Source organism: Fulvivirga sp. M361 (assembly GCF_007097395.1).
Taxonomy (GTDB): Bacteria; Bacteroidota; Bacteroidia; order Cytophagales; family Cyclobacteriaceae; genus Fulvivirga.
In genome coordinates, this window is sequence record NZ_VKDC01000041.1 from 25,722 (window position 1) to 38,592 (window position 12,871).

11 protein-coding genes are annotated in these 12,871 nt (G+C 42.4%); 3 read left to right on the plus strand and 8 right to left on the minus strand.

Features of this window, described 5'->3' with window-relative positions; genetic code table 11:
* Positions 1 to 95 precede the first annotated feature (95 nt).
* The 5 genes from FNH22_RS27320 to FNH22_RS27335 all read right to left on the minus strand — a co-directional run bounded on the left by FNH22_RS27320 (position 96) and on the right by FNH22_RS27335 (position 6,575).
* On the minus strand, positions 96 to 1,898 hold the full coding sequence (locus tag FNH22_RS27320; RefSeq protein ID WP_143401702.1) for an acyl-CoA dehydrogenase family protein: 1,803 nt from the start codon (positions 1,896 to 1,898) through the stop codon (positions 96 to 98).
* A gap of 149 nt (positions 1,899 to 2,047) precedes the next feature.
* Positions 2,048 to 3,220 carry an acetyl-CoA C-acyltransferase gene (locus tag FNH22_RS27325; RefSeq protein WP_143401703.1) on the minus strand — a complete coding sequence of 391 codons (1,173 nt, stop codon included), beginning with the start codon at positions 3,218 to 3,220 and terminating at the stop codon, positions 2,048 to 2,050.
* Between the two features lie 59 nt (positions 3,221 to 3,279).
* On the minus strand, positions 3,280 to 3,636 hold the full coding sequence (locus FNH22_RS32480; protein WP_221420364.1) for a four helix bundle protein: 357 nt from the start codon (positions 3,634 to 3,636) through the stop codon (positions 3,280 to 3,282).
* An 83-nt stretch (positions 3,637 to 3,719) separates the two neighbouring features.
* Positions 3,720 to 6,119, minus strand: a complete 2,400-nt coding sequence (locus tag FNH22_RS27330; RefSeq protein WP_143401704.1) for a 3-hydroxyacyl-CoA dehydrogenase/enoyl-CoA hydratase family protein — start codon at positions 6,117 to 6,119, stop codon at positions 3,720 to 3,722.
* Positions 6,120 to 6,122: 3 nt separating this feature from the next.
* Positions 6,123 to 6,575, minus strand: coding sequence for a MarR family winged helix-turn-helix transcriptional regulator (locus tag FNH22_RS27335; RefSeq protein ID WP_143401705.1), 453 nt, complete (start codon positions 6,573 to 6,575; stop codon positions 6,123 to 6,125).
* A 201-nt stretch (positions 6,576 to 6,776) separates the two neighbouring features.
* Between FNH22_RS27335 and FNH22_RS27340 the strand changes: the two genes are divergently transcribed.
* Positions 6,777 to 7,148 carry a DUF2784 family protein gene (locus FNH22_RS27340; RefSeq protein WP_143401706.1) on the plus strand — a complete coding sequence of 124 codons (372 nt, stop codon included), beginning with the start codon at positions 6,777 to 6,779 and terminating at the stop codon, positions 7,146 to 7,148.
* Between the two features lie 50 nt (positions 7,149 to 7,198).
* Here FNH22_RS27340 and FNH22_RS27345 read toward each other — a convergent pair whose 3' ends face one another.
* From FNH22_RS27345 to FNH22_RS27355, 3 genes are read right to left on the minus strand one after another with little or no spacing between them, the layout of a single operon-like run.
* Positions 7,199 to 7,867, minus strand: a complete 669-nt coding sequence (locus tag FNH22_RS27345; protein WP_143401707.1) for an energy transducer TonB — start codon at positions 7,865 to 7,867, stop codon at positions 7,199 to 7,201.
* A complete protein-coding gene (locus tag FNH22_RS27350; protein WP_143401708.1) occupies positions 7,854 to 8,117 on the minus strand; it encodes a hypothetical protein in 264 nt (87 codons plus the stop codon). The genes FNH22_RS27345 and FNH22_RS27350 overlap by 14 nt, the downstream gene beginning before the upstream one ends.
* A 35-nt stretch (positions 8,118 to 8,152) precedes the next feature.
* A complete protein-coding gene (locus FNH22_RS27355) occupies positions 8,153 to 8,707 on the minus strand; it encodes an RNA polymerase sigma factor (protein WP_255518172.1) in 555 nt (184 codons plus the stop codon).
* A gap of 160 nt (positions 8,708 to 8,867) precedes the next feature.
* Here FNH22_RS27355 and FNH22_RS27360 point away from each other — a divergent pair, with 160 nt between their 5' ends.
* Together FNH22_RS27360 and FNH22_RS27365 are read left to right on the plus strand one after the other, a co-directional pair.
* Positions 8,868 to 11,330: a zinc-dependent metalloprotease gene (locus tag FNH22_RS27360; RefSeq protein ID WP_185154439.1), complete on the plus strand. Its 2,463-nt coding sequence runs from the start codon at positions 8,868 to 8,870 to the stop codon at positions 11,328 to 11,330.
* 689 nt (positions 11,331 to 12,019) lie between these two features.
* Positions 12,020 to 12,793 (plus strand): transporter, encoded by a 774-nt coding sequence (locus FNH22_RS27365; RefSeq protein WP_143401710.1) that lies wholly within the window; start codon positions 12,020 to 12,022, stop codon positions 12,791 to 12,793.
* Positions 12,794 to 12,871 lie beyond the last annotated feature (78 nt).

The window sequence follows — 12,871 nt, forward strand, 5'->3', positions numbered from 1 at the left end:
ACTGATGATCATTTGAATACAAAGCCTCCTTGTAAACACAAAAAAGCCCGGACATAGTGCCCAGGCCTTTCCCCGTTTGTGGTTTAGGTTAAAAATTAAAACGGATATTCATTTTTCTCGATGATATAGTCAGCGATCCTTCTTCTTGCATTTTTTAAATTATATGGTTCCAGTTTTGTGAATCGTTTGAGTCCCATTAACATCATACGTTGTTCATCGCCTTCTGCAAACGCGTAAATGGCTTGCTTACCGGATGAAGCGGCTTTCTCTACCGCATCGTACAGGTAAACACGCATCATATCAATTTGTGTACTTACAGCCTCTTCTCCTTGTCCTGCGACCAGCTTTTCTACTCTTAACAAGGCAGATTCGGCAGCATAACCTTCGATCAGCATATCTGCCAGGTTCATCAGGATCTCCTGCTCTTCCCCTAGTTTCTGCATGTATTTTTGAACAGCAGCTCCGGCTACCATTAACCCTGCCTTTTTCAGGTTAGCAATGACTTTCTTTTCCTTTCCAAAAGGTACGTCATCATCAGTTGCACCAAAATCAGGAATAGACATTAACTCTTTTTGTACCGCCATGGCCGGACTCATCAGATCGATTTTCCCTTTCATGGTACGCTTTAATAGCATATCGATGCTCAACATACGGTTGATCTCGTTGGTTCCTTCAAAAATGCGGTTGATACGGGCATCTCTGTAAGCGCGGTCCATGGGCCCTTCAGCTGAAAAGCCCATGCCGCCATAGATCTGCACCCCTTCATCTACCGTATAATCCAGCACTTCGGAGCCATGCACTTTCAGGATCGCACATTCTATAGCAAATTCTTCTACGGACTTCAGCTTGGCCTGAGCTTCATCCATGCCTTCTGCAACCATGGCTTCATATGCATCGTCTATATTTTGGCCCGCCCTGTAGTGTGCTGATTCTGAAACAAATACCTTAGACGCCATCTGTGCTAATTTGTGCTTAATAGCGCCAAAGCTGGAAATAGATGTGCCGAATTGCTTTCTTTCATTCGCATAGTTTACAGCATTTGATATGACTGCTTTTGAAGCTCCAAAAGCGGCAGCGCCAAGCTTGATGCGACCTATGTTTAAAATATTTACTGCAATCTTAAAGCCGTTCTCTCTTTCCGAAAGTAAGTTCTCAACAGGCACTTTACAGTCATTCAGGAATACCTGACGAGTAGAAGACCCCTTGATTCCCATTTTCTTCTCCTCTTCATTCATGGTGATGCCACCAAAATCTTTCTCTACGATGAAAGCGGACAGATTTTTATCATCATCAATTTTGGCAAATACGATATAAATATCAGCGAAACCTCCGTTGGTTATCCACATTTTTTGGCCATTGATGATATAGTGTTTTCCATCATCAGTAAGTACTGCCTTAGTTTTCCCACTGTTAGCATCAGAACCGGAATCGGGTTCGGTAAGGCAGTAAGCTGCTTTCCATTCTCCTGTGCCAAGCTTGGGTAAGTATTTGCTTTTTTGTGACTCGTTACCATAATAAAGAATGGGCAATGTACCGATTCCGGTATGTGCAGAGATGGCAACAGCAAAGGAATGACCTGCTCCCAATACTTCGGCTACCAGCATAGAAGTATTAAAATTCATGCCAAAACCACCATATTGCTCAGGAACGGAAGTGCCTAATAGTCCCAGCTCACCGGCTTTATCTAAAAGACCTGGCATTAATTCAGGATGCTGCATAGAATCAATTTCATCTAGTTGAGTATAGACCTCTTGTTCTAGAAAATCCTGACAGGTTTGAGCGATCATCTTCTGCTCTTCGCTCCATTCTTCAGGAATAAAAATGTCTGACGCCTGTGTTTCTTTGATAAGAAATTCACCGCCTTTGATTGCTTCCCTTGCTTCTGCTGCTGTGCTCATATCTTTTATGTTTTAGTATTGAGTCGAGAGTCCTGAGTCTTAAGTCGTAAGTACTTAGTATTGAGAATCCCGACTTTAATGTTTTGTTTATGTTATTATAGTCTCGAGTCCTGAGTCATAAGTCTTAAGACTCAGGACTAATGTTACCCTCAGTTCAAAAATTCATAAATCCCCGCTACACCTTGTCCTCCGCCTACGCAGGCTGTTACCATACCATATTTACTGCCTTTTCTTCTCATCTCATTGAGTAGCGTAATGCTGAGTCTTGCACCCGTGCTTCCAAGTGGGTGTCCAAGCGCTATGGCCCCGCCGTTTACATTGATCTTTTTGGGGTCCAGATCCAGCTCTTTGATCACCGCCAGCGACTGTGCGGCAAATGCCTCGTTTAATTCGATCAAATCAATGTCATTTTGTTTCAATCCCGCTCTGCTTAATGCCTTGGGTACAGCATCTACAGGTCCAATACCCATGATCCTGGGCTCCACACCGGCAACGGCATAGCTCACCATACGTGCTTCAGGTTCTAAGCCTAATTCCTTCATTTTCTTTTCTGACATCACCACTACAAAGGCTGCGCCGTCATTGGTGGGAGAGCTATTACCGGCGGTAACAGATCCGCCCATGGCGAATACAGGCTTTAGCTTTGCCAGCACTTCTTTACTGGTGTCAGGCCTTGGTCCCTCATCCGTATCGACGGTATACTCCCTGGTTTGTTTCTTACCCTCCTTTACGAAGGTCTCTTTAACAGTGATGGGTACTATTTCATCTTTAAACTTACCATCTGTCTGTGCTTTAGTAGCTTTCATATGCGAATTGTAAGCAAATTCATCTTGTTGCTCTCTATTTACATCGTACTGTTTTGATATCTGCTCTGCTGTTAAGCCCATGCTAGTGTAATAATCAGGGTTTTCAGCTGCTATCTTATAATTAAGAGCGGTTTTCCACCCCATCACCGGCACCATCGACATAGATTCGGTACCTCCTGCAATAACGACATCCGCCATGCCGGCCTGAATTTTTGCAGAAGCCAGGTGAATGGCCTCCAGCCCTGAACCGCAGTAGCGGTTGATCACCATTCCCGGCACTTCAATGCCAAGTGCCATAAGTGAGATCATACGCCCCATCTGCATGCCCTGCTCAGCTTCCTGTACCGCATTACCTACGATCAGGTCATCTACCATATTTTTTTCTAACCCAGGAACGGAATCCACTAAACGGGTAATTACGTCCACCGCCAGGTCATCAGGACGAGTAAAGCGAAACCCACCTTTTTTAGCCCTACCTACCGCGGTTCTGTATCCTTTGATTATGTATGCATCCATGTTATTGTCTTTTTAGTCGTTAGTTTCTAGTCGTAAGTCTTGAGTAGCTGGTCTTAATTTTATGGGAGCTTTAATGATTTTTTTAAGCCGTGGTTCATTTTTTGAATTTCATCGATTTCAGATTGAAGGGTTTGAAAATGCTCCTCCTTTAAAAAGCCAATTCTACTTGCTATAGTTAATTGAGTATCCAATTCATAAGAACTGCCATGGGAGATTCCCAGGAAATGATTGAATTCTTTGCTTGAATTACGACCGGAGCCTTCCGCAATATTAGAGGGTATTGATACACCGCTTCTTCTTATCTGAGAAGTAAGTCCATATATTTCTTCTTTAGGGAAATCTTGGGTTAACTCGTAAACTTTAACAGCAAGGTCCACTGACTTCTGCCATATTTTAAGCTCTTTATAATTGTTCATTCAAAACGCGGTTTAGTTACAAAATCAAGCTTTATTGACGCTCTACTCAAGACTAGCTACTCAAGACTCAAGACTACAATTAATTAATTCCTCAAGGGTTTCCCTCCCGTCAAAATGGATTGAATTCTTTCCAATGTTTTCTTCTCACCTGTTAGTGAAAGAAATGCTTCTCTTTCCAGGTCGAGCAGGTATTGCTCAGACACTTCATGTGGGTAGGAGAGATCTCCACCGCACATGACGTAGGCAATTTTTTCAGCAATTTTCAGATCATGATCTGAAATATAATTACCCATTCGCATGCCGCTTACGCCAGCCATGAAAAGTGCCATACCTGTTTTCCCCTGTACTTTGATGTTGGTAGCCTGGATAGGTTGGGTATATCCTGCATTAGCCAATTCAAGTACCGTTTCTTTTGCATCAGCGATCTGCCTGTCTTTGTTTATTGTAATGTTATCTTGTGCTCTCAAGATATTCATGTCAACGGCTTCATGCGCTGAAGTAGCGACTTTAGCCGTAGCGATATTCATAAAGGCATTTTGTAATGCATTAAGTTCTACATCACCCGTTTCCAATCCATCGGATACACGCTTTGCAAGTTCTTTTGTGCCGCCACCACCGGGTATGAGTCCTACGCCTACTTCCACAAGACCGATATATGTTTCAGAGGCAGCCTGAACTTTATCCGCGTGCATGGTCATCTCACAACCCCCTCCTAAGGTTAGTCCGTGTGGAGCTACTACAATAGGTACACTGGAGTAGCGCACACGCATTACAGTGTTTTGGAAATGACGGATCATAAAGTCTACTTCATCGAATTCCTGTTCTATGGCATACATAAATACCATACCCAGGTTAGCTCCTGCTGAGAATTGCGCTCCCTGATTTCCTATTACAAGGCCGCGGTAATCTTTTTCCGCCATATCAATGGCTTTGTTTATCCCTTCAACGACTTCTCCGCCAAGGGTATTCATTTTAGTGTGGAATTCAATGCCTAAGACTTCATCACCCAAATCAAAGATGGTAGCGCCGGAATTGCTCCAGACCACTTTTGTCTCACGAATATTATCCAGGATAACATATTCTTCTGCTCCCGGGACAGCTTTGTACACGTTAGATCCGATGTCATAATAATGACGAACACCGTCTTTCGCTGTATAGAACGATTCTATTCCGGCGTCCAGCATATCATACACCCATTGGTTAGGCTTGTAGCCCATTTCTTCCATTTTCCCGACTGTCTTTCTAATGCCTACAGCATCCCACGTTTCGAAAGGGCCTATTTCCCACCCGAATCCGGCACAGATAGCGTCGTCAATCTTATATAGCTCATCGGCTATTTCAGGAATGCGATTTGTTACGTATTTGAACAACGCATAGAAAGAATCACGATAGAATTCACCTGCTTTATCTTTTCCTGAAAAGAGTACCTTAAATCGTTCTTTTAAGTTGTCTATTGTTTTAGTAAGTTCGAGGGTGGCAAATTTGGCTTTTTGCTTGGGTTGGTATTCCAGTGTTTCAAGGTCCAGGGTTAATATCTGTGTTTTACCGTCTACCTTGGTTTTTTTGTAAAATCCTTGATTAGTTTTATCTCCAAGCCATTTATTTTCTTCCAGTTTGCCTACTACTTCGGGCAGCTTAAATGTGTCACGAGCTTCGTCGTTGGGTAATCCCTGGTAAAGACCGTTTGCTACTTTGATCAGCGTATCCAATCCTACCACATCTGATGTACGGAAAGTAGCGGACTTAGGTCGTCCTATTACAGGACCGGTAAGTTTGTCGATCTCATCCACGTTCATGTCCAGCTTCTGCATGCTATCTATCACCTTAAGAATGGCATAGATACCTACACGGTTGGCGATGAAAGCAGGTGTGTCTTTACAAAGGACAGTGGTTTTCCCCAGGTAGAGGTCGCCATAATGCATAAAAAAATCGACGATCTCAGGGTCAGTTTTAGGGGTGGGGATTATTTCCAGCAACTTCAGGTAACGTGGAGGGTTAAAGAAGTGTGTTCCACAGAAATGCTGTTGAAAATCTTCGCTACGTCCTTCCAGCATGAAGTTAATAGGAATACCTGAAGTATTGGATGTGATCAATGTACCTGGTTCGCGAAATTGCTCCACCTGGTCAAAGATTTTTTTCTTGATATCGAGATTTTCGACGACTACTTCTATTATCCAGTCACAGTCTTTAATACGCTCCATGTCATCGGAGAAATTGCCCAGGAAAATACGACTTACGAAGCTTTTATGGTACAAAGGCGCCGGTTTGGATTTCACAGCGGTGTCCAGTGACTGCTGAACGATCCTGTTTCTAACGACTTTGTCTTCGAGGGTAAGGCCCTTTTTTTGCTCACCATCGGTGAGTTCACGAGGAACGATGTCCAGTAATATCACCTGCACTCCGATATTGGCAAAGTGACAGGCGATCCTGGAACCCATAATTCCTGATCCTAAAACGGCTACTTTGTTGATTCGTCTGGTCATTGTTTAATTATTCTGTCCGTTGGAGTATATATTGTTATTTTCTATTACATCATTTACGTCATTGATCACCTCAAAAAAGATCTTCAATTTGTCTTCAGCGATACGCGAGCGTACCACATCGTTGAATCTAAGCACCGTTTCCCGCGACACTTCTTTTTTCTTCTTGCCTAACTCGGTAAGGTAAATACGCACTGAGCGCTTATCGACAGCATCAGGCTGCCGATAGATAAGCCCCTTTTCTTCCATATTTTTCAATACGCGAGTAAGACTTCGCGATTCCAATCCCATGAGTGGCGCGATTTTAGTGGCAGGTGTACCATCTTTGGAACTGATATTGAGAAGAACAAAGCCAATAGAAGTGGTGATCTCTTGCTTCGCTGCCTGCTGATTATACATCCTGGCGATGGCATGCCAGGCTGTTTTAATATTGTGATCTATTGTTTCTTCTCTTTTCATAGTATCCTTTGAAAGGAAAATCCTTCCTGCAACCGTTTTAAACGGAGGGTAACAAATATAATAAAATATGTTATGCATGCATACTATTTAATGAAAATATAATTTTGCGGTCTTTAATTTGACAAAAAAACGTTTCTTAAGCAGTGGTAATGTCAGGTTTGAGACTATTAATTTATCATGGAATCAAACGATTAAAATGAAATGCTCAAAATTTTAGATATAACACTTTTCAGCCTACATGTTCTCATTATCCTGGCTAATTTGTTTGCCTGGCTATGGAAAAGGACACAACGACTTCATTTATGGATTGTAGGAGCCACACTTTTTTCGTGGCTTGTCCTGGGTATTTGGAATGGCTTCGGTTATTGTATTTTGACGGATTGGGAATGGGATATTAAAAGAACCCTGGGGGAGAGGGACCTGCCACACTCGTTTACTCAATATTTATCTGATAACGTATTTGGGCTTTACCTGTCCCCTGCTGTTGTGGATGGGTTGACTGTAGGCTGCTTTTTAGCCGCTATTATTGGGTCCTGCTATGTGAATTTTGTTCGAAAAGATAACACCAACTGAAAACCCATCGGACTTGTTTGAATTTGCCGATGGGTACCTTATCTGATGGTTTAATTCAATATAAATTTGACAGGAATGATCTGGTTTACTTTGACGGGTACTCCTCTTTGCTTACCCGGTATCCATTTGGGTGGATTTTTAAATATCCTCAAAACTTCTTTATCGCATCCGGCTCCTACTCCTTTTGCTATGGTAATATCTACCATTTCGCCGTTTTCATCCACTACGAATTTCAAATAAACGGTTCCACCTATTCCCACTCTTCTGGCTTGCGAAGGATATTTAAGGTTTTTGTTTATGAACTTATAGAATGCTTCATACCCTCCTTCAGGTTCAGGCATATCTTCTACAATGTCAAAAGGCAGCTTAGGAACAATTTCCTCGGGAAGATCTTCTATTTCCTCAATCACAGCATCAGGTATTTCCTCAGTATCGAAAACAACATCGGGGACCTCTACTTCCAACTCATCCGGCTCAAGTACTTCGGGATTATACACCACAGGCTTGGGCGGTGGTGGAGGTGGGGGTTTGATTTCGGTAATGGGCACGATCGTTTCTTCTTCAACATAAATGTTAGACAGATCTACCGGCTTACTTATTTCCTTGCTTTTAAACTCAAAAGCACATACGGTTAAAAACATGGCTGATAACAGCCCAATTTGAAAGAAAAGGCCGGACTTACTTCTCAGGTCCTTTTCAGGGTTTTTACGTTTTTCCATTGGTCATTTTATTTAGTGAAACATATTGAGAAATATCCGGCCGGGATATGGTTAAGCTTATGGATTCATTTTTTATAGTATCTTCCTCTGGAATGGTCATTTTAAAAGAGAAATAGACCATAGTGATCAGTAATATAAAAAAGAGTAAAAGGAGTGCTAGCCGGATCGCTTTTTTAATACGGCTGCTCCTTTGATGTTTTTTCATCACTTCATAGTAATTTTTATGCCCTTCCATTCTCCTGGAAGTCATCTTGTGCCGTCTTAATCTTATTTCGTGTCGTCCCATTATTCTCTCCAGCTAATATTAAAATGTGACCGCAATTTTTCTACTGCCCTGTAAAGCCTCATTTTCGCACCACTTTCACCTATATTCAAAATATAGGCAATCTCACTAAAACTGCGCTGTTCGAAGAAGCGAAGCTCCAGGATCTCTACCGTAGCTGTTGGCAATTCACTTAATGTCTTTTTTAACAAATCCAGCTGGGCTTGTGTAAATCCTTCATCCTCTGCATCCATCAACTCTTTCACTCGCTCCTCTTCCAGGCTGAAAACCCGGTTTCGATTGGTTTTATTAAAATGTTTGTTCACCTCATTCGTAGCGATTCTATAGAGCCACGCCGAAAAAGGTAATCCCCTGAATTCATACCTCTTCAGATTTTCCAGTGCCTTAAAAAACGTCTGTGAGCACAGGTCATCAGACAACGCCTCATCATCCGTACGACGATAAATGAATTCAAATATTCCTTCAAAGTACCGATCGTAAAGTGCGCTGAACTTTCTTACGTCCTTCTTTGACGCTTCAATGAGCAGCCTTTCTGCGGCAATCTCTTCCTCGGTCATATGTCGGGACGTTTTCAATCTGTTCAGGCGGATACGATACATCAATAATTAACGGAGTTAAAAAAGACACACATTATTTCTAAAATTTTCCATTGGTCAAAAAAGGCTTTGTTCCGCCAGGGTATAATTTATAGCTTTAATTACTTAACCCAATAAAACAATGCGCAAACTCTATCCACTTATCCTGTTTCTATTCATAGGATGCCAGGCCACCTCTAATTCCACAACCCGCTTACCTAAAAATAGTATAGCAGTATCTTCCATACAGTCTAAGACCGCCGGCATGCAGAAGTTTGAAGGCTATTTTGAGTTTTATTATGATAAAAAAGAGGATAAGGTCTTATTAGTGATAGACAAGTTTGACGAAGAGTTTTTATACGTCAATTCCCTTGCGGCCGGACTGGGGTCCAATGACATTGGCTTGGACAGAAATCAATTAGGAAATTCGCGTGTCGTAAAATTTGACCGGAGAGGCCCAAAAATATTGTTGGTGCAACCTAACTATCAGTATCGCGCTGTCAGTGATAATGTAGACGAAAGAAATTCGGTGCAGGATGCTTTCGCTAAATCGGTACTTTGGGGGTTTAAACTCATCACAGAAGAAGATGGCAAAGTGCTGGTAGATGCTACTCATTTCTTCATGCAGGATGCACATAATGTTATTGGCCGTTTGAAAGCTACCAAACAGGGTGCTTATTCACTGGATAAAAGCCGGTCTGCTTTTTACCTGGACCGCACTAAGAATTTTCCTCAAAATTCAGAGTTCGAAGTAACACTGACTTTTACAGGTAAACCTATGGGCGACTATATTAACAGCGTAACACCTACCAGTACAAATGCTACAGTGCGCCTGCATCATTCTTTTGTAAAGTTACCTGACAATAATTACCGACCCAGAAAGTTTGATCCCAGGGCAGGTTTTTATCCGTTGACTTACCTGGATTATGCCACCAGGATCAGCGAAAATATAGAGCAGCGCTTCATCCGGCGACATCGCTTAGAGAAAAAAGATCCAACTGCCGCGGTAAGTGAAGCAGTGGAACCCATCGTCTATTACCTGGATCGTGGTACTCCGGAGCCGATCCGATCTGCATTGATAGAAGGCGCTCAATGGTGGAACCAGGCTTTTGAAGCTGCAGGATATAAAGACGCTTTCCAGGTGAAACTACTTCCTGAAACGGCCGACCCGATGGATGTACGATACAATGTGATCAATTGGGTACATCGCTCTACACGTGGCTGGTCTTATGGTACGTCTGTGGTAGATCCACGTACCGGAGAGATCATCAAAGGCCATGTATTGCTGGGTTCTTTACGTGTAAGGCAGGACTACCTGATTGCGGAAGGTTTGCTGGCTCCTTATGAAGATGGGAAAGAGGTTTCTGCTGCCATGGAAACGATGGCATTGGCACGATTGAGGCAGTTGTCTGCTCATGAAGTCGGGCATACACTTGGTCTTGTACATAGCTACACTTCCAGTTCAGAAAATCGTGCGTCCGTAATGGACTATCCGCATCCCCAGGTAGATATAAAAGATGGTAAGCTAGACCTTTCCAATGCTTACGACGATAAAATAGGTGCATGGGATAAAGTAAGTATCACTTATGGATACAAAAGTTTTCCAGCAGGAACAGATGAAGACAAGGCGCTGGAAGATATTATTCAAGATGCCTTAAAAGCCGGGTTGACCTTCTTATCCGACCAGGATGCCCGCCCTCAGGGCGGTTCACACCCTTATGCTCATCTTTGGGACAATGGTAAAAATGCTTCAGACGAGTTAGATCATGTATTAAAAGTGAGAAAAATAGCATTGAGTAATTTTGGAGAATCCAACATCAAAAAGGGAATGCCCTATGCTAAGTTAGAAGAAGTACTGGTACCCATTTATTTCTTTCATCGCTATCAAACGGAAGCTGCGGTTAAATTAATCGGAGGGCTTGACTATCGATATGCGCTGCGAGGAGATGACCAGCTTGTCACGGCAATGGTATCCGCAGCAGAACAGAACAAGGCGCTGGACGTTTTATTGAAAACATTATCGGCTGAGCATCTGGCTCTTTCAGAAGATTTAATGGTCATGATCCCCCCAAGGCCACTCGGATATTCACGTAACCGTGAGATTGTCAACATCCGGACCGGTCTTACTTTTGACCCGATTGGGACTGCAGAAAGTGCTGCTAATATGACATTATCTCTCCTTTTTAATTCTGCACGAGCTCAGCGGCTAATAGAGCATAACAGCAGGAACAGTGACCAGCCAGGTTTGCATGATGTGATTAATAAAGTGATCAATAACACGATCAAAAGTACTCTCGAAAAGGGATTCAAGGGTGAGATACATCGTACAGTCAACTACCTGGTTGTCCAGAATTTGATCGCTTTGTCCGGTGACCAAAACAGTAGTCACCAGGTAAAGGCTATCGTCAATTTCAGGCTGAAAGAACTAAGCCGATGGATCACTACTAAACGTGCCAGTACCAACATTCCCAATCGGGCGCATTTTGAATCCCTAAAAGATGAAATTGATCGTTTTCTTGAAGACCCCAAGGTTTATGAGAAGGTAAAAGCGCTGGATCCGCCGGCGGGTTCACCTATTGGGATGATGTGTAGAGGTGGGTTGTGAATTTGATACTTATTCTTTTTGAAGCAACAGGCAGATAAGGGCTAACTATCTTTGATCTATACTTGCTTGACTGTAAATTAAGTATCTAAAGCAAACGAATTAATAGTAAGTAGTCGAAGTAGATAACACCCCGAAGGAGGTTAGCATAGACGATCTGCAGGATGGACAGGCCATGAAGTTCTCAGGTCTGTCGAATTCAAATGTTGATGAAATGCACGATTTACAACAGGTGTGATTACATACCCTGCACTTCCATATTTTTTGATTTTTTTGGTCTTCAACGGCACCACAGCCTGGGCAAGACGAATAATTCTTTAACATAACGGGGGTGTTTAAAAAAATAACATGTTCTTCAAGCAATATAATAAAACTAAGCATACCATGTTCATTCCATTTTCATTTTATAATGGATTTTTTCAGGCATGAAATTTCCGTTTGACTGAAATAGGATAGGGATTATAGTAACACAATGACACAATACCACGCACCAATAAAGTGAGTTTGTAGCTTTTAAGCTGTCTGGGTATGGATAACAGGCGATGGTTTTCTGGTTTGCCTCACACCTGATCTCATTCCTTTTTATTTCACGCATTACAAATGAGCGTATTGAATTAGAGTGACGTTACTATTCATTCTAATTTAGGATGGCCACGGCCAATGAATAGCGCTAAATCAATATCTTTAACCCTATGAAAAAACCGCTGTTCGCTGCTTTGTCTTTTTTACTATTTCATTCACTTTCCGCCCAGTACAGTGAAGTTATTATTACTTCTCGCCCAGGGCAGGCAGTAGTGCCTTTTACTACGGGCCAAAAAGTGTTCCAGGTACAAACAGGCTTTAACTACACGGATAGTGAAGATGATTCGTCCAATCAATCCATTAATAGTTTAGGATACGCAGCTGATTTTCGGTACGGCATTCTTGAGAATTTTGAGATCCGATCAGGATTCCAGACCAGAAGGGATGACCTGACTTTTGAGACTGGCGCTACAGACCAATTTGGAGGTCTGAGTTCCTTGAGTGCAGGCATCCGCTATAACATCATCAGTGGAGAAGGTTTCAAACCTTCTTTCGGGTTTCAGACAGATGTTTCCCTGCCCTGGGTAGATGAAGCCTATGAAATGGAAGAGATTGCCCCTCGACTCATGCTGATCCATAGCCAGCAACTAACGGATTTTTTGGGTTTGACCACGAACTGGTCCGTTTCCTGGAATGGTAATGATAATCATCCTAAGGGAGGGTATGTGATCAATCTGGCATTTCCTATTTCAGGAAAGTGGAGCGGGTTTATAGAAAACTACGGAGAGGTAGCCGACAGTGATTTTGACACACGTTGGGATACGGGACTTGCTTTCCTGGTGAATAACAATTTTCAATTAGACCTTTCGGCTGGTTTTGGTGACAATGAGGAACTGACGGATTGGTTTGTAGATGCTGGTATTTCCTGGCGGACACGATTTTAATTCATTCTATTCATAACTCCCTTTTGTCTTTTTCTAAGATAGTTTAGACGTATTTTGTAAACCCTGGCCAGGTCACTT